This window comes from Strawberry lethal yellows phytoplasma (CPA) str. NZSb11, from assembly GCF_000397185.1.
Taxonomy (GTDB): Bacteria; Bacillota_I; Bacilli_A; order Acholeplasmatales; family Acholeplasmataceae; genus Phytoplasma; species Phytoplasma australiense.
In genome coordinates, this window is sequence record NC_021236.1 from 544,200 (window position 1) to 568,487 (window position 24,288).

Genomic DNA, 24,288 nt, shown 5'->3' on the forward strand with positions numbered 1-24,288 from the left:
TTATTTTAAAATCTATTCTTTAGGATTACCAATTCCTATAAAATTACAAAAATAATTTTTGTTCTAAATCATTTAAAATTTGTTGGTAATTACAAGTTAAATTTCTTGTTTTAGATAAATATAAAATAATGTTTTTTGTTTCGCAAAATTGAAATATAACTTTTTGAGTTGACATTTCTTTTATTATTTTTGTTATATTAGATGTTTTTTAGATAAATAACATTGTTTTAATGTTGAATCTAAAATAGAGTTTTGTGAAACATCTTTCTTTTTATAACTTATTTTATAAGGACCATTTTCTTTATGAATAAAATTATATATTTGTCTTAATGTTTTAGAACCATGTTTTTTTAAAATGCTATTCATTATTTGGATATGTTCTTTGGTAAATTTATTTTCATCGTATTTTTGAGAAAATGTTATTGTTTTATCAAATTTGGTGGGATATTTAATTTGTTCTAAATATAAAGGCAATGAAATAGGACCTTCTTCCCAAGCCTCAAAATCATTTTCAAACATAGGAATGTTGTATTTAAGTAAATATTTACAATATGTCAAAAATACTAATTTTTGGATTTTCATACGAGTAAAATCATCTTTGTTTTGGTGTTTTACTAAATAAGTTGCAACATCTAGAATATCTATTTTATTAGATCGATATTTAATAAACGAGCAAAATTTTTTTTAAAATTATCATCTTTTAGAATTAAATCCGTTAATTTGTTTTCATTCACTTTTTACCTCTTTTAAAAATTTTTTTATTTTTTTAGCAATAGCATTAGATAGTAAAATAGGTACTGCGTTACCTATTTGTTCACACCTATTTGAATGGCTCCCATAAAATTTATAATTTAATGGAAATCCACTTAAAGCAGCGGCTTCTCTTATTGTGATGCTTCTATTCAACCAAGGATGGATAGGTAAAGCACTATGTCCTGGAACCAAAGTGCCGCATGGTTTGTGTCTAGATAATCTAGTAGCACTTCCACGAGAATAAAAACTACTAATTTTAAGTTCATTTGGTAATTGGTCAATAATATGAGAAATATTTTTTCCCTCAGGGATAAAACCAAATCTTTTAATAGTTTTGGGATTGTGTGACATCGGTATATTATCTAAATCATCTAAATTATTATAATCAATGGTTTTGAAAACATCTTCTACAGTAGTATAAGGGAGTAAATTATCACAAAAACTCATTCCATTAATATTCCCTAATGGATTATCTTTTTGAAAATGAGTGATTTTAGGAAAGGTAAAAATTTTTTTTATTTCTTTTTTAACTGCTACTATAATAGCTCTATTTCTAGCAGTAGCTGCACCATACCAAGCTGAATTTAATACTTGATGGTAAACTTTATAACCCATTTTATCGTATTTATTTTTAATATCATCAAATACAGAAATTAAAACTTGTTGTTTTTCTAATTTTTTTAATAAATCATTTTTTTGTTTTTTTAATTCCAAAAGACGTTTATTTTCTAATTCATGAGATAAATTCTTTTTTCTTTTGCTACCTTTTTTGGCTTGAAGTTGAGCGTATTCTTGCCAAATATCATCAATTTCTTTTTCAAATTGAGGAATCAATTCCTTTTTTAAGATTTTAGTAGTTAAAAAAGTAGGAACATTTTCAATAATAGAAATTGTAGGTTTTAAATGGTTAACAAATTCTAATTGTTTTAAATATAAATAATTTCTTTTATCGGTGGGTTTTCTTTGACCTGCTAAACTAAATCCTTTGCAAACAATACCACCAAATAAAACATCAACATTTATAATTGAGATTTTATTAATTGAGATATCATTAATATCTCTTGGGTCTATATAACATTTTTTTTCTAATAAAGGAAAATTTAATTTCAAAGTTTGAATACAATTGGGTTCAAATTCATTAATATAAACGCTTACGAAACCATTATTAATAAACCCTAAATGAGAACCGCCAGCACCAGCAAAAGTTTCAGCAATAGTATTTTTATTCATATTATATTCTCGCTTTTAATTCATTAATTAAAAAATCTAAACCTTTGACATTTTTGATGTTTAAAAATGTATCAAAAGAAGTTGCATTTTTCATTTTTTAAACTACTTTCTTTTTTTAATTATTATATTATTTTTTTACAAATTAAAATATGAATTTTAACATAAAATCGGTTTTGCTCCTATTAGGTTGCATAGTTATTTGCTCCTTTATTGTGTTATAAAATTATACTTTTCTATTTCTTTGAGAATAATAATTTTGAATAAGTTTATCAGGAATATTATTTAAAGCAAAATATTGCGATATATAACTTCTTTCCCAAGGAGAATTTGGTCTATGTGTTATATTTACTAATTCGGTAGCTGTTTTAGGATCATATTTTTCTATAACATAATCCATAATTTCTTTTTCTTGTTGGGAAAAAATGTTTTGATCATAATTTTCTTTAATTTTTTGTTGATAATTTAATGGTTTTTTGTCTTTTGGTAAATTAGTATATAATTTAGGTGAAACTGGACCATAAGCCCAAGATTCAAAATCATTATTAAACATAGATTGGTTAGTATCTATTAAATTTTTAGCATATACAAAAAAAACTAATTTTTGAAGTTTTAAAGGTGTATAATCATTTTTATTTTGGTGGTTTATTAAGTAAGTAGCTACATCTAGAATATCTATTTTATGAGTTTGCATAGTTATCAACTCCTTTATTGTGTTATAAAATTATACTTTTCTATTTACTAATTCGGTATAAAAAATACCCCTTCAAAAAAGGGGTTTAGTTTATATATTAATTAAAAAGTTTTTTCTTCTTTAATTGTTCCGTCAGAATTGTAGTAGGTTTCTTTGATTGGTTCTTCTGTTTCGGGATCATACTCAGTAATAAAGTCAATTGTTTTGCCATCTTTATTAAACCAGGTTGTTTTAATAAAATTCAATGTATCAGGATCATGTTCGTGAATGGCGTAAATTGTTTTACCATCAATATTGTAGTAAGTAGTTGTATTTTTTTGACAATTCATATTATTTATTTCCTTTTTTATATATTTTTTGTAATTTCTTAATTGCTTTGTTGCTTTTGATGGTTGCTACTTGCCTTGAAGATAAATTTAACATTTTTCCTATATTTTTGTTTGAATATTCAATTTGGGGCTTTTCATTAATATTTCCCAAAGTAATACCAAAACTTAATCTAATAATTTCAAACTCTTTGGGGTTCAAATTATATTTCAGTTTTTTAATAAACAATTCATGATTAGCTTGTTTTAACCATAGTTGATGGGGGTTGAGGATTGTGCTCCACCTGGGTTGCGTTGCTTCTTCCCGTTCTTCGAAAGGAATATTATCTGCTTGTTTTTCTTTCCGAAAAACTTCTCTGGGAATGAAAGTAGTTTGTAGGCCTCTAATAAGTTCTGTAATTTCACCTTTAATTGTTGGGGCAGCATAGGCAATAAAATCATAACCTAAATCTTTGTAATTATTTAAAGCTTTAATTAAACCTAAAACACCTTCTTGGTATAAATCCTCTCTTTGGAGTGATTTAGGGAAATATTTAAATTCGTTGGCTATTTTTTTTACTAATGGTAAAAGCTTTTCGATCAATTGATCGCGAATTGTTAAATTATTTTTATTTTTTAAAAAATCTTTAAATAATTTTTGTCTTAACATTTTATTCCTTCCTAAAAATATTTTTAGAAAAGATATGAAATTATTTTTTTAGTCTTGAAAAGAAAAAAAGACTAACTATTAAGTTAATCTTAAAGAATTTTTAAAAAGTAAAAAGTTGTCCAAAGTTTTGGAACACCTCAAACGAAGCGAAAATCGTGATGCTTATATAGAAATTACTTCTCCTGCTTATAAAAAAATTTCTATTCTTTTCCCGATTAAAATAGTCAAACATGCTTTTGAAACTACTGATTGTTGTTATTGTTTAGTTTGTAAAAATGATACACTCCAAATCGAACTCGCCAAACAATATCGTGATGCTTATGTACTTTGGATGAAGCGATGTTACATTAAACCTGGCATTTCTTATTCAGCTCAAGAAATAAGAGCTCATTTTGGTCGTTCATCGAGAGAAATTTATAATCAAGAAGGGAAAAAATGTCTATATCGTTATGTTACAAATCCTTTCATAGATGATTGGTACGTTGATTGGATTGAATGTTCTGGCTCAAACAATACTTTTTCTAATTTTTATGACACCACTCCACCACCCAAAAAACCTCAAGAATTAAATATTAATTGATATTAAGACCTCCATTTGGAGGTCTTTTTTTTTTGCTCATCTTTGGTAAAATCTAAAAAAGAGTTTTATGTTATAATAAAGAAGAAGTCAAACAAGAAATTAAAATAATAATTTCAACTAACTAATTTTAGAACAAAAAAATACCACCCCCTAAATCAAACATGCCTCTTTAACGCGTTATTTTGCCCCTCTAGCCGCGATTAAATTAAAAGTAGGGTTATTACCCTAATTGTAATTTATACCCCCCTTAAATCCAATTTAGCCTCTAAGTGACATTCAAAAATTATATAGCACAAACAACTAACTACTTTTAGAATAAAAAATACCACCCCCAAATCAAACATGCCTCTTTAACGCATTATTTTGCCCCTCTCGCTGTGATTAAATTAAAAGTAGGGTTATTACCCTAATTGTAATTTATACCCCCCTTAAATCCAATTTAGCCTCTAAGTGACATTCAAAAATTATATAGCACAAACAACCCAAAATGAAAAATTTGGGATTATTGTGTAAAAAAATGCAACCCATGTCATTTTTATACAGACTTTTTCTTTTTTTTGGGGTATCTATATAATGGTATCCTTCTAATAAGGTTAAACCCGTTGGGTAAAACTAAACACCAATTCAAAAAGCCCTACAAGGCTATTTTGAATTGGTTTGTGTTTAGTAATGATTAATTCGGGTTTAACCTTATTAGAAATATAATCATTAAAATTATTATAATATATGTATATGTAATATAAATAAAGAAATTAAAACTATTTAAAAGTTTTTATTTCTTTATTTATATATTAACCATATATATTATAATAATTTTATATATTAATTTAATAAATATATTTTAAAATTCAGTTTTAATAAGTTATAATTATTTTTGTAATTAAATAAAAAAATATTAAGATAATTGGTGTTAATAATGCAAAAATTGCAAAAATTAAAGCAAAAAATAAGATTATTACAAAATATGATTTTCCATATTCAAATTATTAATAAAAAAATAGTTTTTAAACTTGTTAAACAATTTTCTCAAGACCTAAATTTAACTACCATTTTAAAAACAATTCGCATTAATCGAAGTACTTATTATTATTGGCTAAAAATTGAAGAAAAGTTAAAATTAAAACAAACAAAATATTTTTTACAACAAAAAAGAATTAAAGTTTTATGTTTACACCACCAATATTTTTACGGCCATCGTAAAATTACTGATTTATACCAAAAAACTTTCAACGAACCCATTACTAAGAAAAAAGTTTATCTTATCATGAAAGAAAATAATATTTGTTGTAAGTTAAGGCCTAAAAAAAATAAATATTATTATCATAAAAATTTAAAATCTAACCTCCAAGTTGCACCAAATTTAATCAATCAAGACTTTACCTCATCCCAACCTATGAAAAAATTATTCACCGACATTACTTATTTCCAAACTCCCCAAGGTTTTATCTATTTTTCTGCCATCATCGATTCTTTTAACAACCAAATCATCGCATCCCATACTTCGAATCGCCAAGATAAAGAATTAATTTTAAATACAATCAAAAAACTACCTCCATTAAAAGAACCTTGTGTTATCCATTCCGACCAAGGATTAGTTTATCAATCCCCAAAAGTACAACAAACCTTAACTAAAAAAAGGTTTTTAATCAGCATGTCCCGCAAAGCAACCCCACGCGATAACGCCGTGATTGAGAACTTTTTTGGCCAGATGAAAAGTATTTTATTCAACCAGCATCCGTTTTTATTTCAACAAGTTCCATGCAAAATCAAAAAAATAATCAATCGATTCACTTCTTTTTGGAATCATAAATGGCTTTTAACTAAATTAAATACTTTATCGCCTTTAAAATATTCTCAATCTTTTAGATAAATATTTTAATTAATTGACGAATTCAACTGTAACCTTTTTAAAAGAGGTTATTTCACTGTACATTTTTTTAAGTAAAAAATTAAAAACTCAGCATTATTGTGTAAAAAAATGCAACCCATGTCATTTTTATACAGACTTTTTCTTTTTTTTGGGGTATCTATATGGTGTAGGGATAAAATATTTAAAAAAATATCTTTTCAAACTAGCAAATTATGAAAAAATATTAGACATTTTTTAAGTTTAATGAAATTACTTTGTTAGTTTGAAAAGATATGGAATTATCACAATATTTTTAGTCTTAAAGAGTAATTTTTAAATAAAAAGTTGTATTAAAAAACGGAACACCTCACTTCTTCCCGTTCTTCGAAAGGAATATTACTTGTTTGTTTTTCTTTCCGAAAAACCTCTCTGGAAGTGGAAGTGGTTTGCATGCCTCTAATAAGTTCTGTAATTTCACCTTTAATTGTTTCGGCAGCATAGACAATAAAACCATAACCTAAATCTTGGTAATTGTGTAGAGCTTTGATTAATCCTAAAACACCTTCTTGAAATAAGTCTTCTTTTTGAAGTGATGGAGGATAATATTTAAATTGGTTGGCGATTTTTTTTACTAATGGAAAATGCATTTCGATTAATTGATCGCGAATTGCTAAATTCTTTTTATTTTTTAAAAAATCTTTAAATAATTTTTGTCTTAACATTTTATTCCTTCCTAAAAATATTTTTAGAAAAGATATGAAATTATTTTTTTAGTCTTGAAAAGAAAAAAAGACTAACTATTAAGTTAATCTTAAAGAATTTTTAAAAAGTAAAAAGTTGTCCAAAGTTTTGGAACACCTCACATTAATTAAAAAATGATTACAATTTTTGTGGTTGCAATTTGCATCATTACAGTATTTATGTTGGTTTAAATAATGCTTACGGACATTTTCAAAATAATTTAAAGGTTTTCGTTCAATGAGGTCTAATTTATGATTTGCTTGGTTTTGTTTACGTTGTATCCCGATTTTAGGGTCAATATCTAAGTAAAAAGTTAATTTAGGTTTAATTAAGAAATGATTGATGATTTTTGAAGTAATTTTATCATCATAATCTATGTAATTACCTTTGCTTTGATACGCAAAAGTAGAATCATACCAACGGTCCACTAGAACAAGACAACCACTCAATAAAGCAGGGATTATTAATTCATCTTGAGTTTGCATCATGTTGGCAAGGCTTAATAAATATTTAGTTTTAGGGCTTATTTTGGATTGATGTAAAAATAAATTTCTGATTTCTTTTCCAACGATGGAACTGCCTAAACCTTGAAAAACTTTGGTTTTATAGCCTTTATTTTCAAAAAAAGCTTTTAATTCGTTAATTAAAGTAGTTTTGCCACTTCCGTCAACACCTTCAAAACTAATTAATTTATTTGTCATTAGGGTGAACCATCTTTTTAATTAAATCAATAGGTGAAAAAGGAATGAATTGGTTGGTTAGTAAGTTTTGTAAGAAGAGATTAGCTGAATTGGAAAATAAATTGATTACTTTGTTAATTGATTGTACTTTACCATTTTTAATTTTATTATTTAATCTTTGAGTTTCGGATTCATCATTTGTTAACAAATAAAACCCAAAGCGAGTGTCTAGTTTTTTGATTTGTTGCCCTTCTACTATTGATTGTTTGTATCTATCTCTAAGGCATGTTTTGAAATTGAAGGCAATAATGCGTTTTGTTTTGGTAAACAATACTAAATCAAATTTAATATCAGGGATGAAAAATAAATATGATTGAGGATATAAATATTTAATTCCTTTGTGATTTAGATAAAGCAAAATTAAGTATTCGTTAATTTTTCCGCGAATTGATTTTTGGCTTTGAGAGTTGTGTTGGTTGTTGGTTAAATATTCATTGAGTATATTATGGCAATCAAACATATACTGATTAAAAACTTTGTTGAAAAAAATTGGTTGAACTATTTGTTTGGTGATGTTAACGCACAAAGATTTATGATTAAAAACGTTAATATTATTAAAATCTAAATTAGATATTTGTTTCATATTTTTATTTCCTTTTTTATTCTTATTCTTTTGCTTCAAATCTTTGGATTTGTTGATAAAAATTAAAACTACATTCGCCTTTGGGACCGCTACGGTTTTTGGCAATAATTAAATTCGTATGTGGGTTGTTATCAGGTTTTTGGTAATAACTTTCGCGATGTAATAACATCACAACATCAGCGTCTTGTTCAATTGATCCCGCATCTCTTAAATCTGTTAATTGCGGGCTTTTGACTTCTCTTACATAGGTTGCACGGTTAAATTGACTCAAAGCTACAATTGGAATATTAAGTTCACTTGCTAGTTTTTTTAATTTGCGTGAAATCACAGATATTGCTTGATATATATTCAAACTTTGGTCGTCTTTTAATAAATGGAGGTAATCAATAAAAACAATATCAAGTCCTTTAGTATATTTCATTTGACGGCATTTGGTTTCAATGTCTTCAATTTTGTTATTTCTATCATCATCAATTAAAATGTTTAATTGCGTTATTTCATCCTCAGCGATAAGTAACTGTAATTTTTCATTTTTAGTTAAGTTTTTCTGTTGGAGTTGTTTTAAAGGGATTTGAGAAGCAGAAGAAAGTAACCTAATTCCTAATTCTTCCGCTGCCATTTCTAAACTAAAAATAACTGCTTTTTGGTTTTCGGGGTTGGTAGTAAAGTTTTTTGCAATATTACAAGCCAAATTTAACATAAAAGCAGTTTTTCCCATCCCAGTTCTTGCTCCTAAGATAATTAATTGGTTTGGTTTGAAACCAGAAATTAATTCATCTAGATTTTTAAAGCCTGTTTTTATTCCTACAAGTTGGTTGGGGTTGTCATCATTAACAATACTTTGGCGAATATAAGGAATTAATGTTTTTGTAGAAATAAAAGGAGATTTAGTTTTTTGCATAAAACTTTCTACTTGGTTTTTGACTGTTTGCAGATAATTATGAATATTTTTAGTTTTTGATAATTCAATAGGTAATTGCTTGATTAATCCTAACAAATCTCTTTTAAGGGAATTTTCTTTGATTAAATCAATATATGTTTCTAAATATTCACTTGAAGGGGCCATCTCCGCTAATTCAATTAAATAATCAATTCCTCCTATTTTGTATAAACTGTTAGTTTGTAAAACAGAACCAACAGTAACATAATCAATTTCGCGATTTTGCAGTTTCAATTGCTTCATTGTCTCAAAGATACAACGATGATTGGGGTTGGAAAAATTGTTTGTGTTAACTAAATTTATAACAGCATCCATTTTTTCTGGATTTAACAATAGTGCTCCTAATAATGCGCGTTCGGCTTCAATCATTTTTTCTCCTTTTCCTCAGTTTGGATACAAAAAAAATCCAAACTGTTTATTTTTAATTAATAAACAATTTGGATAAATTTGTTGTTCTCAACCAGTACCACTTTTTTGGGGCAGTCTAATGCGTACCCTGCGTCGCTTTCCGAACGCAAGCCGACAACCTAGCCCAATACACACGCAAAGGTTCTAGGATATACGCCGAAGGGCCAATCGACGTTCAAAAGTACACCAACAATAACAAAGAGACCAAAACATACATAAGAGTTGTTGTTAAACACATCATTTTCTTAGACCCTAAAAACTAATAAATCATTAATAATCCTTTTTTAACTTATGTCTTTTAATAACTTCAAAAAAAGAAAATAATAAAATATCAAAATTTCACAAGGTCCGTGCTAGCGGGCCTTTCTCTTTAACGAACACCTCACATCGACCGCGATTTAGAAAAAATAGACGCTGACTACAAAGATTACGAAAAAAAATTAGGTGATTATAAACTCCGTCAAAATGAAGATAATTTAAAGGAAGAAAGCAGAAAGTCTGAAAAATTAAATAAAGATATAAAAGACGATTTTAATTCTTGGATTGATGAATATGCAAAAACCATTGATGAATTAGAAGAAAAACACAAAGAAGTTTCAAAAATTACCCCCTTATTTAACAAACAAAATGAATTAGAATACGTTTTAAGTAACAAAGAAGTAGAATTAAACACTGCAAAAGAAGAACTAAAACAAAAAAATCCAAGTTATGCGCGCGCTCAAGAACGCCTAAAAGCTAGACGAGTTGGTAAAATCCCTGAAATGGTTATGATTCCAAATAAATAATTATTTTAGCTAATTATTTTATTAATAAAATTGTATAATGGTGATAAGTGATATGATTAATTATCACCATTATCAAGAAAGGTAAATAAATTATGAAACAACAAAACTTTTTCAAAAAACATTTAGTAACTATTATTATCATTTCTTTAATCGGCAGCGCAATTATCATAGGAATTAACCAAAACCGCCACAATAAAAATACCCCCCCCAAACCTCCTCATCTCATTCAAAAACAAAACCAGTTGAACCTAAAACAGACCTCGAAACTAAACGTTATACAGAAGAAACACCCCAACCGAAAATTAAAACCACTGTTTCTCGTTTAGATCAAATTAGAACTTATCTTTTCGCCGAACCTACTGACACTTCTAAATTACCTGATAATTTATCAGAGAGAGAACAAGAAGAAATCAATAAACTAAAAAATAGTTGGAGATTGAGTTTAGGTTATTTAAAAGAATCACAAACAGATATAGATGGAAAACAAAAAGTCTGTGATGAATACAAAACACAGCTGGATTCAATTCAACCTCAAATAGAATCTTTAAAACCACAACAACAAAAACTAGAACAACAACGAGACGCGAAAGAACAAGAACTTGATAGATTAAAAAAAGATAGAAAAGGTAACGAAAATAAAATCAAAAAATTTCAAGATGAAAAACAAAAAATAATTGAAGAAATCAGTGAAGTCGAGGTTCAAATCGGCAAATTAGAATCAAAACAAAAAATGTATCAAGATATGTTATCTCGTGCTGAAATGTTAAAAAAAGATTTCGTAAAAAGCTATGAAAGACAAGAAAAAGAATATAGAAATCAAATCTTAAACTCTCTCCACAATCTTTATGAAATTACCCCAAATGAGGGATAAATAACAAATAAGGAGTAATATATAATGTTAGTAAAAAATAAATTACATCTTTTACCATTCTTTTTAATTAGTTGTTTAGGATTATTATTTGTGATAAATAATAATCAAGTTATGGCAATGGACAAATTAAATAGTGAATCAAATAAAGAAACGAATATTAATAAATGTCAAGAACAATTTCAACAATTAGAAAAAATGCAAAAATATAGTAAAGAAGATGAAAAAATAAAAAATGATAATTTGGAAAAACAAAAAAACTATTTTTTTGAATTATTTATCAAAAAAATAATTATAAAATTAATGTTTATAGAAATTAATATAAATTTTTAAAAATAAAACAAACAAAAATCTCCAAATTTACAATCGCATTCAACAAAAAATTAAAAAAATACGCCAAATTAAAATCCTTTAAATAATGATGATCTCTAATCATTTTTTTTAAACATTCAATTCATAAATTTGTATAATAATATATTCAAACTTCCATATTTGATAATTATCATTTAAATTACAATTAGTTTTATATTACCCTATAATTGATTTATACCCTTTTAAATCCAATTTAGCCTCTAAGTGACCACTAAAAAAACTAGGAAAAAAACTCACTTTCAATTTTTATCATTTTTATCTTAAAAATAAACAAAGCGTTTTTTCAAACCTAATTTATTCCCCCTCTATTTGAGGGGGTTGAGGGGGGGTGTTTTTTTATTTTTTTACACTTTTTTTCTTTTTTATTAATTTGAAGAAAACCAAAAAAACCTAGTGTTTCCATGGGGGGGTGGTTCAACTTTATTACTGGAAAGTAAATGTTAGGAACTTTTTTAATTTTTTTCTCCTCGCGCCTTTACATTTAACTATCGTTAAAAGATTAGTTTGGAGAATTTATATATGTTAAAATATTAATATATTTAGATAAATATTTTTAATATTTTATGGAGTAAATAAAAAAATGAAAAAAATAAATAAATTAGTTAAAGTTGGTTGTATTTTTTATATTCTTTTAATATTTTTATCATCGAAACTTAAAATTTTATATTTTTTAAATTTTAAAATTTATTATATAAAAATTTTTGGAAAAAAATGTTGTTCTCAAATGGTGCCATTTTTGTGGAGCTTACCAAGATTAGAGGAAAATTTATGTTTTTTTATAATAAATTAATTTCCTTGTTTAAAAAAAAGCAAGAAGAAAATGATTTTTTTGCTCTTTTTTTGGAAGAATTTGAAAAAATGATTATAGACATCAAAAATGTTCCGATTGCTTCATGGACCAATAATAATCTACCAATATTCAAAAATGAGTATGAATTAAATAAAAGAGGGATTCAAGAAAAATACTTTCAAACGTGTACCATTCTGAATAAGAAGATTCAAAATTTATTAGAACAACGAAGACTTATTTTAGAAAAAAAATCCCTTAAAGAAGCCAAAATTCAAGATTTTTTCAATAAAGAAGTGATTCTTCAAAAAAATAAAAACACAAACCAAACCCATTATTTAATAAAAAACTTTCATAAAGAAATTGAATATAAAAAAAATCGTAATCAGAAAAAAAAAATATTTTTTTTATCTCGTTTAAATGATACAACCAACCATCTTAATAATTTGTTAATTCATTTAGAACAACAAAAAAAGCAAGCAGAAAAGAAAAAAAATGTTGATAATGAGTTGTTAAAAAAAAATTTTTATACCACAGATTTTAAATTAAATCAAAAAAATAAAAACTTAAAACAACAATTAGATTCGGAATTAAAAGATTTGGAAACGGAAAAAATAAATATTTTATCCCAATTTGCAAAAATATACCATTATAAAATGGATTTGTATCAAAAAAACATTAACAAAAGCAATAATATATACCAAATAAAATTAGATAATCATAATAAATTTTTTGATGTGATTAAAGATAATTATGAAAAAAACAAAATAAAACACCAAACTCAAAAAGAAAGTTTTTTTCGCCTTGAAAGATCGATTCCTTTTTTAAATGTTCCTTTTAATTTTGCTTTTCAAAAACGAAAAAACGCCCTTTATGCAGAAAAACTAAAAAATGAATTATCTTATCTCCAAGAAATAACTTTGTGGAAAAAAAAATATAATTTCATTAACATGAACCATCATAAAACAATCAATTACTTGAACTTAGAAAAAGAAAAACAAAATGAAATTTATCAAAAATATCGTAAAAATGTAATCCAAAAATATCAAGAGCAAGAGCAAAAAACAAAAAATTTATTTGCTCAAAAAATAAACGATGTTAAATTACAAATCCAAGTTATTCGTAATTTACATTTGCGAGATATTGCAGTTTGGGAAAACGAAAAAGATTATCAAGAAACTTTTTTTTCTTATCGTAAAGCGATTTTAACTTTGAAACTGAAAAAAAACCTTTTACAAAAAAATTATTATTTTGATTTTTTTCACAATAAAGCAGTTTTTGGGTTTAAAAACAAAAGCATTATTTTACAATTAAAATTAGAAAAAATAAGAAATTCTTTTTATGATTTCATCAAAATAGTGGAGTTAAAAAAAGAAATTAGTTTTTTAGAAAATCAAAGACATAATTATCAATTGTTGCAACAAGATAATTTGCATTTACATCAACTGCAAGAAGAAAAGAAGAAGAATTTTTTTTTAAAAGATATCAGCTTGCATAAAACAGATATTAATCAACTTTGGCAAAAACAATTTTTTGAAAAAACTCAACTTTTAAGTTCGTTATCAAACTCTTTAGAACAAACACAAAAAACAAATAATCACAATATTCTTATTTTAAAAACTTTAAAACAAAAAATAACTTCTTTTCAAAAATTATTTCACAATAAAATGTGTCTTTTGGAAGAAAATACTCTCAATTATTTTCAAAAAGTAATTCAAAAAGATTTCATGAAAGTTGCTGCAAATCAATTTAAGAATTTTTGTTTACTTCATGAAAAAAAATATTTGTTTCAAGAGCAACAAATTAAAGATAAAATACAAATGATTGAACAAATGATTCTTTTTTCTGAAAAACAATTATCTTTTATCAGTGAAAAACTGGACAAAAATTTTCAAATTTTGACTGATCGCAAAAAAACCACTCCGTTAGAACAAATTTACCACCAAATTAACTTTCAAAAAAAGAAATTAAGTCAACAAAGTGATTATTTGAAGAAAAAAACAATCAAAATGCAAAAAGATTATGAACAAAAAAGAAGTCAATACAATCCACAATATCAAAAAAAGATTCATGAAATCAAAGAATTACAACAAAAACTTTTCTTTTTCTGGCAATGCTGTAATTTTGAACCACAAACAAAACAAATACATCCATTGTCAATAGTCAAAAAAAAATCTTCTGCTGCTTTTTTTCATATTTGGCAAAAAACTTTCAAAAAATCATTACAAGTTATTTGGGTTTATTATTGTTATCAAAAAAGTTTTATAAAACGAAATAGTCTTTTTGTTGATTCAGAAAAACAAAAACTCGCACAAAACAAAGAAACGAAAGCAATTTTATTGCAACAAGATAAATTGACCAATAATATCTTAGAAGTTTTAGATCCTTTTGTTGAAAAAATTTTTTTTCAAAAAGAAAAAGAATTATTCCAAGAAATAAGAAAAAAACAACTGCAAAAACAAAAAGAATTAAAACAAAGTTCGCAATTAGTCAAACAAAAAATAACCTTATTAAATGAAAACCTCAAAGATGTATTAAATAATTTAAAAGATTCTTGGCAAAACCAACAAAAAGAATTAAAAAACCAATTGCTTTTTTTAGAAAAAAAAGATTTCTTTCAACCTTATCAAAAAAAACAAGTCTTTTTGGAAAATAAAAAAAAACACATTAAGAACAAAAATAACCTTATTTTTAAAAACTTTGCTTTGAATAAAAAAAATATTTTTAAAATATTTTACCAAAAAAAAAGAGAAATCCAGAAAAAAATTGTTAAAATAGATCAAAAACTTAAAGTTAACCAATTTTGTTGGCAGCGAATCAAAACATCTTCTTGGAAAGAAAAATTTAAAAAAATAAGGTCTAAGTTCTCGCTATTGTGGAAAAAATACAAAAAGACACGAGAAATTAACAGTCGTTATCAAAAAATAAAAAAAGAAATTAAGCAAAAAATTCAATTTGAAAAAAGTATTTCTTAAAAATGTTTTAAAGTTGATGGGTTCCAAAACTTATGGCCTGTTTTTTGTTTTTAAAAAATTAAAAAATCTTTGAAACTAAAAAAAAATAATTTTCCAATTTGGTCTAAAAACATTTTTACAAAAACTATTATAGAAACAAATTTAAAAAATTATGAAAATAAATATAGCATAAAAAAATATTACAACAAACTCCAAGTCAAAAAAAACAATAAAAAAACAAACACTGTTTTTACTAGTTAAATACACGAAAAACAACAAACAGAAAAAAATGGCATAATTATCTAAATTGCGTTTGTTTATGATTTATTGGTGTAAATAAACCAATATCTTTTGATGATTTTAGTTTTAGTGTTTTCCAGTTTTTAAAGGTTGTGAAGTAATTTGCTTAATTTAGGAAAAAATCGAATACCTAACGGAACGACACCCCCCCTAAAGATGATTAAATAAATGAAATTACAAAAACGCTAAAAACTTAAGAAGTTTAATAAAGATTTAAAAGTTTTTGAATCTCAAGAAATTTAAATTTTTCAAAAATCTTCAAGAAAGTTTTAAAAAATCTAAAAAACGAAACAGTGAAGTTTTTAATCTCAAAAAAATTTGCAATTATCACAATATTTTCAACTTTTCGAAAAAATAAAATCAAGGTTGTTTTAAAAAAAACAACGAAAGAATAAAAAGGAGCACTTAATGGTTATTCAAAATCGTATTTTAATTGAAATTAAAAATTTATCCAAACATTTCGTTGTTAAAAAAAATTATTTTAAAGAAAATGATGTGTTAAAAGCTAACCAAAACATTAGTTTAAATATTTTTAAAGGTGAAACTTTAGTAGTTGTTGGCGGTTCAGGTTCTGGGAAATCAACCTTAGGACAAGTTCTTTTACAACTGCAAAAACCCACTTCGGGACATGTTTTTTATCATCAAAACGATACAACTAATGTGGATTTAACTCAAATTAGCAACAAAGAAAAACGTTGCTTACGCAAAGATTTGCAAATTATTTTTCAAGACCCTTTTTCTTCTCTTGATTCTCTTTTTAAAATATCTGACATCATTGGTGAAGGACTTTTAATTCACAAAATTGTCAAAAATAAAAAAGATCCTAAGTATCGAGAAATGATTTTACAAATCATGCAAAAATGTGGGGTTGATACAGCACTTTACAACCGCTATCCTCATCAATTATCAGGTGGACAAAGACAAAGAATTGCAATCGCTCGTGCTTTAATTATCAAGCCTAAATTTGTTGTGTGCGATGAAATAGTTTCTGCTTTAGATGTTTCCATTCAAGCTCAAATATTAAAACTTATTAATGATTTAAAAAAAGAATTCCAATTAACCTTTTTATTTATTACCCATGATTTAGGGGTGGCACGTTATTTAAGTGATCGCGTTTGTGTTATGCACTTAGGAAAAGTAATTGAATTAGCTAAAACAGAAGACATTTTTAAAAACCCCTATCACCCTTACACCAAACAATTATTAAATGCCATTCCTAAGTTGAATATCCAACAAAAAGCTTTGAAAGATTATAAAATAACTTATGAAAATTCTGATTTACAATTTTTATATCCAACAGGAGCATCAGATCTAGATTGGCATCAAGTAGGTCCCGATCACTTTGTTGCTTGCAGTTTAAAAAATAATTCCAAAGGAAAGGCTTAAAGATGAATTTGTTAGAAGTAAAAGATTTACATACATATTTTGAAACCTCACAAGGATTAATTAAGGCAGTTAAGGGAGTTTCTTTTGAAGTTAAAGAAGGAAAAACCTTAGGCATAGTCGGAGAATCTGGTAGCGGCAAAAGCCAAACAGCAATGTCTATTTTAAAATTATTTGAAAAAAACCAAAAAATATATCAAGGAAAAATTATTTTTAATCAACAAATTATTTCAGAATTTAATGAAAAAGAAATGCAAAAAATCCGCGGTAATGAAATAGCTATGATTTTTCAAGATCCAACAACTAGCCTAAATCCTGTTTTTAAAATTAAAAACCAAATTATAGAAGTTTTAATGTTGCACCGTAATATCGACAAACAAGAAGCTTATCAACAAAGTTATCGAATTTTAGAAAAAGTAAAAATACCTAATGTTGCAAGGGTTCTTAATTCTTATCCCCATCAATTATCAGGGGGAATGTGTCAAAGGGTCATGATTGCAATGGCTTTAGTTTGTCATCCGAAGCTTTTAATCGCTGATGAAGCTACTACAGCTTTAGATGTGATTGTTCAAAAAGAAATTTTGAACTTAATCAGTGATTTACAAAAAGAAGCAAAGACCGCGGTATTATTTATTACTCATGATTTAGGAGTAGTTTCTCAAGTAGCTGATGATGTTATTGTTATGCATCAAGGACAAATAGTAGAAAGTGCACCAACTGAACAAATTTTAAATTACCCAAAACACCCTTATACTCAAAGTTTATTAGCTAACTTTTTAAAAACAGGAGTTTAATTAACTTTTTGATGTTTTAAAGTTATTCTAAATAAAAACAAGTCTTTAATATTTTTCATTTTGAAATTGCTATATTTTTTCCAAAAAATTTCTAATTTGCAATTTTATCAAATAATTTTGGATTAAATAAACTTCTTTATTTTATTCTTTCTATGTTTAATGTAAATAAAAATTTTTTAATAAATTATCCAAACTTTATTTTCATCTAATTTTTCTTCAATGAAGACAAATATTTAATTAGCTAACTAAAAAAATTGTAAATTATCCAAAAACCCTTATAATCCAGGTTTGTTAATTCATTTTTTTATGGTTTAATGTGGTTTTATTGTTTTTCAATTCAGGCATTTTTCCAATTGCGAAATTAAGCAAATAGCTATTTTTTAAAAACAAATCTTTAATATTTTTCATTTTGAAATTGCTATATTTTTTTCAAAAAAATTCTAATTTACAATTTTATCAAATAATTAAAATATTTTTTTAAATAAATTAAAAAAAAATTAAATTTCTGAAGCTTTAAATTTTTTATTGTCTAAATGATTTATCTTTTTTATTTTAAAACAAGTAAAACGCTCAAAAATATTTTTTTAATAGCGTTTTACTTGTTTTTTTTTTTTTTTGATGGTAAAATATAATTAATAGTGATATTTTTAAAGGTTGCTATTGAAAACTAAAGAAAGAAAAAGAAAGGATTTTGAATGAATTTCAAAAAAATTAAAAAAAGCCACCAATTATTAATTTTAGGGGTGGTATTTGTTTTGTTATTTGTAGGATTGGTAATTTATTTTTGGCCTCGCAATGATTCCCAAAAAGATTCTACAAATAAAAACGTTTTGAAAATATCTTTATTAAATGATATTACAGGAATTGACGTCGGGGATAAAAGTCACACCCAAATTGCAAATGGCGACAGATTGTTTTATGCCATCCACCAAACTTTATTAATTTCTGATGAAAACTCGAATTTGCATCCCCAATTGGCAACAAATTGGAAACACGATGCAACAAACAAGAAAGTAATTGATTTTAATTTAAGAGATGATGTCTTTTTTCACAATGGCAAAAAGTTTGGCGCTGAAGATGTTAAATTTTCTTTTGAAAGAGCAAAACAAAAAGGACATGATGAATATGAAAACATTGAAAAAATAGAAGTTTTAGACAATTATAAATTAAGAATTACCTTAAAAAGCTTACCTGTTTATTTTTGGGAACCCCTTTCTAGGTTAAGAATTTTAAGTAAAGAAACCTTACAAGAAGTGCAAAACCAAGGAGAAGAAGCTCTTCAAAAAGCTTTACGAGTGGGTGCAGGTCCTTATAAATTAGTTAATTGGGTTCCTCAAGAAAAAATTGAGTTAGAACTTAATGAAGCTTATTATGATAAAGAAGTTATCAAAGATAGTTGTAAAAAAATTGTTTTTGAAATTATTAAGGATATCGATACTGCTTTGCTCAAATTAAAAGAAGGCAGTCTTGATGCTATTTTTGATTACCACGTAAATAAACTAGAAAACGCTAAACAAGAAAAAGGAATTAAAATAGTTGCAAATGAAGCTTGTAAATGTAGCTATTTGTTTTTGAATTGTACCAAACTAGATCTAGAAAAACGTCAATTAGTGGCAAGAACTATTAACATTCCAAAAATTATTCAAGACCTTAATTTAGAAGTAAAAGAGTTAAAAAGCTACGTTCCTGAAGGCTCTCATGGCCATAATCCTTCACTTTCATATGTTTATCAAGAAAATAATTTCCAAGACGTCAAAAATAAAATAAGTGGTTTAAGTGATAAAAGACTTTTTTTAGGTTTTTCTCAAAAAGAAAGTCCGGAAGTGATGAAAAAAATAGTAGAACAACTAACATCTGCCGGTTTTGAAGTTGCAACTGAAAGTCCTGAATTTACTGGCTTTCTTAAGATGATTCAGGAAAGTAAATATGATATGGCATTTCTTTCAGATATGCATGAAATGCCTTACGGACATAAATCAATGTTTGATATTGTAGTTCCTGGCGGACAAGATTCTGACTATACTCATATTCAAGGCGACTCTGAATTAGAAAATCTCCTAAAAGAAGTTCAAACAGAAGAAAATAAAGAAAAATATGATAACAAAGTTCAAAGACTACAACAAATTTTTCATGAAAAAACATATTTAATTCCTTTTTACCAACAAAAAATTTATTTTTTAACTAATGAAAAAGTAAGTCAATTGACTTGTGATAAATTTAACCGCACCAATTTAACTCAAGCAAGAAAAAACTAAAAAAATTACTAATTAATCAAAAAAAGATACAACTTTTTTTAATTGTTTACCGCAACCTTCTACATTTATCAGTGTTGGATATTTAAGGGGTAGATTAAGAAATTTTTGTCTTAACGTTTTTATAAAATGAACTGTTGCTTTTTTGAAAGGCTTTTTTTGATTTAAAAAAAATATTTTTAAAGATTTGGGCTTAAGTCAATATTCTCACGTTCTTTAAAACTAAAAAAAATTTTAATTGATAAAAAAATCTATAAATTTGGCAACAGTTCAAAAATTAATTATATTTAAAGATTTAATCCAAGAAAGAAAGAAAATTAAAATGAATTTAGCTAAATTCAAGGCTTTTTGTTCTAAACACAGAAAAGCAATTATTTATACATCATTATTATTTTTGATTATTTTTGTTATCACTATAACTGCCATAATAGTGAGGAAAGGTAATAAAAAAGCTTTCGATCCAAATACAGTCAATATAACAATGCCAAGCGATGTCAAAGGGTTTGATGTTTGTAATACTTCACATACTTCGACTGCTTACGCAAATTGGGCCTTTTCTTTAATGCATGATACTTTATTATATAAAAATAAAAAAGGTGAAGTAAAAAGTATGTTGGCAACCCTTGATGAAAAAGACAGTGAGGGCAAACGATTTACTTTTACTTTAAAAGATAAAATCTTATTTCATAATGGAAAGCTTTTAACAACTGATGATATTGTATTTACTTTTGAAAGAGGAAAAGCAAACGAACATGCTCAATTCTTAGAAATTGAAGCTGTTGAAAAAATAGATGCTAAAAAATTTATAATTGTTGTCAAAGATGCTAGTCTTTGGAGTAACTTTAAATTTTACAGCTTTTTTAAAGTTTTAAGCAAACAAACTATACAAGAAGCGCAAAACCAAGGAGATGAAGCTATTCAAAAAGCTTTACAAGTGGGTACAGGTCCTTATAAATTAGTTGATTATAATAAAGATGATAGACTTAAATTTGAATTATTTGATTCTTATTATGATAAAGAACGAATTAAGACAAGCCCTCAAAAAATTAATTTAAAAATTTCTAAAAACGACGACACTAATTTGCAAGAACTAGAAAACGGCCAAATTGATGCTATCCTTAATTATCCTAATTCCAAAATCAAAGACGTTAAACAAAATCTTTCCAATAAAATTAAAATAGTTGAAAACGATTCTGTGGGTTGTTCGTATATTTATATTAATAAAAAAACGACTTCTTTGGAAGCAAGAAAAGCAATTAGTCAAACAATTGATACTCAAGCAATTAAAGATCAATTAGAGTTACCAGGGAAAAAATTAAATAGCTTTTTGCCTACTTCTTTAATAGGTAGCGACCTTGCTTTAAAATATGATATAAATCTTTCAGAGGCTAAAAATATTGTTAATAATCTAAGTTCTAACCAAAAAAAATTAAAAATAGGGATTAGCATAGGGAACCCTTTGGATGTCGCTGGTAAAGTGGTAGAACAATTAAGAAATGTTGGTTTTGAAGTAAATTTAAATCAAGAAGATTTTAATTCTTTGACGAAAAATATGATAAAAGAAGATACTGATTATAACATGATTTTTCTTGGTGAAAATCATGAATTAGAATACGGCCACAAAGCTTTAACTGATTATTTCTTCTCCAATAATAATGAGAGTAATTTCTGTCATATCGATAATAACGATCAAACATCAATTGAAGATAAATTGAAATTAGCTCAAAAAGAATTAAATAAAGGGGAATATATTTCTTTAATTCAACAAGTAAGCAAATATATCCATCAACAAGTTTATGTAATTCCTTTATATACAAGTCCTTCTTATTGTCTTACTTCCAAACACATTGAAAAAGGATTTGAAACAGATGCTTTTTCTAATTTTGAATTTACTACTATTATCAAAAAACAATAGTTAATTTTATGTGTAAATGTTTGTTGGTTGTTAAGGTAGTTTTTAACTTTAACGCCAACTTCTTTTGCAATTTTGGCATGTTTCAAAGACATGCCAAAAAAATTGGTTGCACGCACCGTTCCAAATTATATCGTGGTTACAAAATAAAAAAATAACAAAATCTCATATGAAAAGATGAAATAAAATAAAGACAAATTTGTGAGGTAACTTTTTTGATTAAATATATTTTAAAAAAATTCTCTTATACCGTTATATTATTTATAACAGTTATATTTATTAGCTTTTTTGTTTTACATCTAATTCCTGGAGACCCTATTACAGCAATGTATGGACAAAAAGGGCCAACTCCAGAACAAAGACGTATTACAGAAAAAGAATTAGGATTGGATAAGCCTTTATTAGAACAATTTTCAAAACATCTTAAAAATATTTTTTTTAAATTTGATTTTGGTCGTTCTTATACTGGCACCAAAGAAGAAGTTAAAAAAGTTTTTTTCAGGAATTTTAAAAATACTTTTAAATTAGCTTTTTTTAGTTGTCTTTTGGGTTCTTTGATAGGCATTCTTTTTGGAGTATTGGCTGCTTTTTGGGAAGGAACTAAAAAAAGTTTAATTCTTGAATTCATCGCTATTCTTTTGATTTCAGCGCCTACTTTCATTATTGGTTTTTTATTGCAAATAACTTTAGGTCATAAAGCAGGTCTTTTTCCTATTTCAGGATTCGATAGTATCTTACACATGATTTTACCTGTTTTGACTTTATCTTTAGTTATAGCCGCTTCCGTTTTTAAAACCACCCAAACAACAATGTTAGAATGTTTGCGACAACCTTATATTACTGTTGCTTATGCTAAAGGACTATCCAAAAATAAAATCATTTTCAAACATGCTTTAAAAAACGCTTTGATTCCCATTTTGGCACACATTGGTTTAATTATGAGTTTTTTAATTGGTGGTTCCATTATTATTGAATATGTATACAATATTCAAGGCACTGGAAAACTTATGATGCAAGCTTTTGAAGAAAGAAATTATCCTGTAATTAGATGTTGTATTATTTTATTAGCTTTGGTTATTGCTATTTGGAATTTATTTTTAGATTTAATCTATCTTTGGTTAGATCCGAAAATAAATAAAAAAGGATAAAAAAATTATGTTAGAAAGTACAAAAACGAATAATGAAATTTAAATTTACATTAACGAATTATAAAAAAAAATTGAAAATTTTAATTAAAAATAAAAATATTTTATTTGGTAGTCTTTTTTTAATTATTTTGTTTTTAACTATTTATTTGTTGCCTTTAACTCCTTTTTATCATAATCCTTATAAATCACCTTTTAAACGTTTACAAAGTTTTAGTTGTAAACATTGGATGGGAACTGATTCTTCAGGTTATGATTTGTTTAGCCGAGTTTTAGAAGGAGCAAAAATTTCTTTAACTATTGGTTTGATTGCTGTTTTTTTAAGTAGCTTAGTTGGTAGTTTTTTAGGGATTATTTCTGGTTATTTTCGTGGAATTATTGATAGTATCATTAATTTTATCTGTGATATTTTAGTTATTTTTCCAGATATAATTTTGGCTATCATTATTATGTTTTTTTTACAAAAAAGTAAATTATCCTTGATTATTGTTTTAAGTATTTCAAATATTCCTGGTTTTATCCGCATCATTAGAGCAAATACTTTAAAATTAAGTAAAAAAGACTTTATCAAAGCTTCAAAAGCTTTGGGTGCGAATCATTTTTACATTATTTTTAAACATCTTGTGACACATCTTTATCCCATTATTATCACTAGAATAAGTATTTCTATGGCAACTGTTGTTTTAACTATTTCAAGTTTAGGTTTTATTGGATTGGGGCTCGATCCTACTTTGCCAGAATGGGGTAATATTCTACATTCTGCAAAAGGTGATATGCGCTATCATCCTCATTTATTTTTTGGACCATTTATTATTATTCTTTTAACTAGTTTATCTTTTAATTTAATTGCTAAAGGGTTTATTTCTTTTTTTAATCCTAAAAAGAAAATTAGTTAAATGAAAACAAACATAACTGTTTATTGTTGACCGATAAACAGTTTTTTTTATAGTTCGAAAAGATGCAAAAATAAGGAAATGTGGGATGCTGAAAAAATTAGGACACTTTTTATTTGTTATTTTTGAGTTTAGAAAACTTTTTTTATTTTTAAGAAAAATTTGGGACTGACTTATTTTTTAGTCGGTCTTTTTTTGTACTCAATTTTTTTATGACAATTATGACTATTTTTATACATAAAATAATACATATTGTGCTTTATTTCCTCATTTAATGTTTTTGAAAACGTTTCTTTTGACCTCCGACTTAAAAATTTTAACGCTTCAATTAAAGCTAAATTAGAAAAACTAGA

At 25.9% G+C, this 24,288-nt stretch carries 18 protein-coding genes and 4 pseudogenes; 12 read left to right on the plus strand and 10 right to left on the minus strand.

Translation table 11 applies throughout. The features are described from left to right. Window positions 1–43: 43 nt before the first annotated feature. From SLY_RS05740 to SLY_RS02685, 6 genes are all read right to left on the minus strand, one after another. Window positions 44–175, minus strand: coding sequence for a hypothetical protein (locus tag SLY_RS05740; protein WP_015637942.1), 132 nt, complete (start codon window positions 173–175; stop codon window positions 44–46). Window positions 176–192: 17 nt separating this feature from the next. After that, on the minus strand, window positions 193–582 hold the full coding sequence (locus tag SLY_RS02665) for a Panacea domain-containing protein (RefSeq protein WP_015638064.1): 390 nt from the start codon (window positions 580–582) through the stop codon (window positions 193–195). A 144-nt stretch (window positions 583–726) separates the two neighbouring features. After that, the gene (locus SLY_RS02670; protein ID WP_015638065.1) at window positions 727–1,983 is read right to left on the minus strand and encodes a DNA cytosine methyltransferase; all 1,257 of its coding nucleotides are present in this window, start codon (window positions 1,981–1,983) and stop codon (window positions 727–729) included. Between the two features lie 223 nt (window positions 1,984–2,206). Beyond that, on the minus strand, window positions 2,207–2,674 hold the full coding sequence (locus tag SLY_RS02675) for a Panacea domain-containing protein (RefSeq protein WP_041784345.1): 468 nt from the start codon (window positions 2,672–2,674) through the stop codon (window positions 2,207–2,209). Window positions 2,675–2,775: 101 nt separating this feature from the next. Further along, window positions 2,776–3,003 carry a DUF2963 domain-containing protein gene (locus tag SLY_RS02680; protein WP_015638067.1) on the minus strand — a complete coding sequence of 76 codons (228 nt, stop codon included), beginning with the start codon at window positions 3,001–3,003 and terminating at the stop codon, window positions 2,776–2,778. 1 nt (window position 3,004) lies between these two features. Then, on the minus strand, window positions 3,005–3,649 hold the full coding sequence (locus SLY_RS02685; protein ID WP_015638068.1) for a sigma-70 family RNA polymerase sigma factor: 645 nt from the start codon (window positions 3,647–3,649) through the stop codon (window positions 3,005–3,007). 142 nt (window positions 3,650–3,791) lie between these two features. On the opposite strand from SLY_RS02685, the pseudogene SLY_RS02690 reads away from it, so the two are divergent. Beyond that, window positions 3,792–4,229 (plus strand): annotated as a pseudogene (locus tag SLY_RS02690) (hypothetical protein); the annotation flags it as partial. A gap of 916 nt (window positions 4,230–5,145) precedes the next feature. After that, window positions 5,146–6,099 carry an IS3 family transposase gene (locus tag SLY_RS02695; protein WP_041784279.1) on the plus strand — a complete coding sequence of 318 codons (954 nt, stop codon included), beginning with the start codon at window positions 5,146–5,148 and terminating at the stop codon, window positions 6,097–6,099. 350 nt (window positions 6,100–6,449) lie between these two features. Here the strand turns inward: SLY_RS02695 and SLY_RS02700 are convergent. From SLY_RS02700 to dnaB, 4 genes and pseudogenes are all read right to left on the minus strand, one after another. Next, a pseudogene (locus tag SLY_RS02700) lies at window positions 6,450–6,800 on the minus strand (sigma-70 family RNA polymerase sigma factor); the annotation flags it as partial. A gap of 78 nt (window positions 6,801–6,878) precedes the next feature. Continuing rightward, complete coding sequence (tmk, locus tag SLY_RS02705; protein ID WP_015638071.1) at window positions 6,879–7,520, minus strand: dTMP kinase; 642 nt, start codon at window positions 7,518–7,520, stop codon at window positions 6,879–6,881. After that, the gene (locus SLY_RS02710) at window positions 7,510–8,142 is read right to left on the minus strand and encodes a hypothetical protein (RefSeq protein WP_041784347.1); all 633 of its coding nucleotides are present in this window, start codon (window positions 8,140–8,142) and stop codon (window positions 7,510–7,512) included. Before SLY_RS02710 ends, tmk begins: the two co-directional genes overlap by 11 nt. Window positions 8,143–8,164: 22 nt before the next feature. Continuing rightward, window positions 8,165–9,451 carry a replicative DNA helicase gene (gene dnaB / locus SLY_RS02715; protein ID WP_015638073.1) on the minus strand — a complete coding sequence of 429 codons (1,287 nt, stop codon included), beginning with the start codon at window positions 9,449–9,451 and terminating at the stop codon, window positions 8,165–8,167. A 137-nt stretch (window positions 9,452–9,588) separates the two neighbouring features. Between dnaB and SLY_RS05275 the strand changes: the two are divergent. From SLY_RS05275 to SLY_RS02760, 10 genes and pseudogenes are all read left to right on the plus strand, one after another. Continuing rightward, window positions 9,589–9,753, plus strand: a pseudogene (locus SLY_RS05275) (single-stranded DNA-binding protein); the annotation flags it as partial. A 614-nt stretch (window positions 9,754–10,367) separates the two neighbouring features. Further along, a pseudogene (locus SLY_RS05905) lies at window positions 10,368–11,146 on the plus strand (coiled-coil domain-containing protein). A gap of 24 nt (window positions 11,147–11,170) precedes the next feature. Further along, window positions 11,171–11,476: an SVM family protein gene (locus SLY_RS02725; RefSeq protein ID WP_012359185.1), complete on the plus strand. Its 306-nt coding sequence runs from the start codon at window positions 11,171–11,173 to the stop codon at window positions 11,474–11,476. 807 nt (window positions 11,477–12,283) lie between these two features. After that, the gene (locus SLY_RS02730; protein WP_148284440.1) at window positions 12,284–15,277 is read left to right on the plus strand and encodes a ligand-binding sensor domain-containing protein; all 2,994 of its coding nucleotides are present in this window, start codon (window positions 12,284–12,286) and stop codon (window positions 15,275–15,277) included. A gap of 687 nt (window positions 15,278–15,964) precedes the next feature. Beyond that, window positions 15,965–16,942, plus strand: a complete 978-nt coding sequence (locus SLY_RS02735; RefSeq protein ID WP_012359199.1) for an oligopeptide/dipeptide ABC transporter ATP-binding protein — start codon at window positions 15,965–15,967, stop codon at window positions 16,940–16,942. Window positions 16,943–16,944: 2 nt separating this feature from the next. Further along, entirely contained in the window at window positions 16,945–17,733 is a 789-nt protein-coding gene (locus SLY_RS02740) for an ABC transporter ATP-binding protein (protein WP_015638080.1), read from the plus strand. A 695-nt stretch (window positions 17,734–18,428) separates the two neighbouring features. Then, a complete protein-coding gene (locus tag SLY_RS02745; RefSeq protein ID WP_015638082.1) occupies window positions 18,429–19,988 on the plus strand; it encodes an ABC transporter substrate-binding protein in 1,560 nt (519 codons plus the stop codon). Between the two features lie 235 nt (window positions 19,989–20,223). Continuing rightward, window positions 20,224–21,900: an ABC transporter substrate-binding protein gene (locus SLY_RS02750; protein WP_015638083.1), complete on the plus strand. Its 1,677-nt coding sequence runs from the start codon at window positions 20,224–20,226 to the stop codon at window positions 21,898–21,900. Between the two features lie 212 nt (window positions 21,901–22,112). Next, window positions 22,113–23,045 (plus strand): ABC transporter permease, encoded by a 933-nt coding sequence (locus SLY_RS02755; RefSeq protein WP_012359203.1) that lies wholly within the window; start codon window positions 22,113–22,115, stop codon window positions 23,043–23,045. A 71-nt stretch (window positions 23,046–23,116) separates the two neighbouring features. Further along, window positions 23,117–23,938 carry an ABC transporter permease gene (locus tag SLY_RS02760; protein WP_235043250.1) on the plus strand — a complete coding sequence of 274 codons (822 nt, stop codon included), beginning with the start codon at window positions 23,117–23,119 and terminating at the stop codon, window positions 23,936–23,938. Window positions 23,939–24,288: the final 350 nt, after the last annotated feature.